This window comes from Noviherbaspirillum denitrificans, from assembly GCF_002211445.1.
GTDB classification, from domain to species: domain Bacteria; phylum Pseudomonadota; class Gammaproteobacteria; order Burkholderiales; family Burkholderiaceae_D; genus Noviherbaspirillum; species Noviherbaspirillum denitrificans.
On sequence record NZ_LSTO01000001.1, the window covers coordinates 863,365 to 864,686 of the forward strand.

Consider the following 1,322-nt stretch of genomic DNA (forward strand, 5'->3'; position numbering starts at 1 on the left):
AAAGGATGCGGATGGCAGTGAACGACGCCGCATCGATACCGGTGTCTTTCAATGCCACTCGGCAAAGCAGGGAATTGCCGGCGAACGCCAGCATGGCAAGCGTCGTCATCAGCAGGATGCGGAGTTGCGGCATGGCGTCGTCGGCATGAGGAAAACACAATATACGCGCTACTTTCCGCGCTGCAGCGTCATTCCCTTGCCCGGTTTGCATGTGAACAACGCAACGCTTTTAGTGCGGCGGAATTTGCAAAACCCGGCTAGGATGTGACTGACAGCAACTATTGCGAGGCATGGCATGCGAGGCATCTTTACCGAACCGTTTCGTCCCGCCGGTTGCGAGGAGTGCCGCAACCCGGCTGCCTTGGGCTTCGACTTCACCATGGCTTTCCAGCCCATCATGGACCTTGAGACCATGCGGCCATTCGCCTATGAAGCCCTGGTGCGCGGCCTGAACGGCGAGGGCGCCGGGTTCGTACTTGGGCAGGTCGATGACGGCAACCGCTACCGCTTCGACCAGGCCTGCCGCGTGAAGGCCATCGAACTTGCCGCCGGACTCGGCATGCACCGGATCGCATCGTGCCACCTGAGCATCAATTTCCTGCCCAACGCCATCTATCGCCCGGAAACCTGCATCCGTTCGACGCTGGAAGCCTGCGCACGCTTCGGATTTCCGTCGGACAGATTGATGTTCGAGGTGACCGAAGGCGAGCGCGTCGAAGACGGACCCCACCTCGTCGGCATTTTCAACGACTACCGCAAGCGCGGTTTCCTGACCGCCATCGACGACTTCGGCGCGGGCTATGCCGGCCTCAACCTGCTGGCAACCTTCCAGCCCCACGTGCTCAAGCTCGACATGGAACTGACCCGCGATATCGACGGCAGCGCCGTACGCCAGGCGATTGTCGCCGGGATTGCACTCACAGCCGGCAAGCTGAATATCACGCTCGTCGCGGAGGGCGTGGAAACGGCCGGCGAACGCGATACCTTGCATGCGCTCGGCATCAAGTACCAGCAGGGATACCTGTTCGCGCGGCCGGCAGTGGGAGCGTTGCCCCTGGCCTGACTTCCGGGTGTCCTACCTGCGCAAGGTCATTTCCTTCTGCAGTGCGAGGGGTTCCGACGGCCATGTGCTCTTGATATAGGCGAGCACTGCCGTAATATCCGCATCCGAAAGCGTCGTGCCATACGCCGGCATGTCGCTCTGGTAGCCGTCCGGCGCGGTTCTTCCCGGCACGAGCCCGTTCTTCACGATGTCGAACAGCACGCTGTCCGGATGGTGCCAGGTGTGGCCGGTTTCATCGTGCGGCGGGGCGGGGAGGCGG

General features: G+C 62.0%; 2 protein-coding genes and 1 pseudogene. 1 reads left to right on the plus strand and 2 read right to left on the minus strand.

The genetic code is table 11. From position 1 onward, the window contains the following. Positions 1–133 (minus strand): annotated as a pseudogene (locus AYR66_RS29860) (EamA family transporter); the annotation flags it as partial. Between the two features lie 162 nt (positions 134–295). On the opposite strand from AYR66_RS29860, the gene AYR66_RS04360 reads away from it, so the two are divergent. Beyond that, a complete protein-coding gene (locus tag AYR66_RS04360; RefSeq protein WP_088706507.1) occupies positions 296–1,063 on the plus strand; it encodes an EAL domain-containing protein in 768 nt (255 codons plus the stop codon). Positions 1,064–1,075: 12 nt separating this feature from the next. On the opposite strand, the gene AYR66_RS04365 is transcribed toward AYR66_RS04360, so the two are convergent. Beyond that, positions 1,076–1,322, minus strand: a 247-nt coding sequence (locus tag AYR66_RS04365; protein WP_170942271.1) for a c-type cytochrome, incomplete at its 5' end; no start/stop codon positions are given.

Bases quoted from the DNA above. Each gene is read 5' to 3' on its own strand.
- AYR66_RS04360 (WP_088706507.1), top strand. From the start codon at position 296: ATGCGAGGCATCTTTACCGAACCGTTTCGTCCCGCCGGTTGCGAGGAG.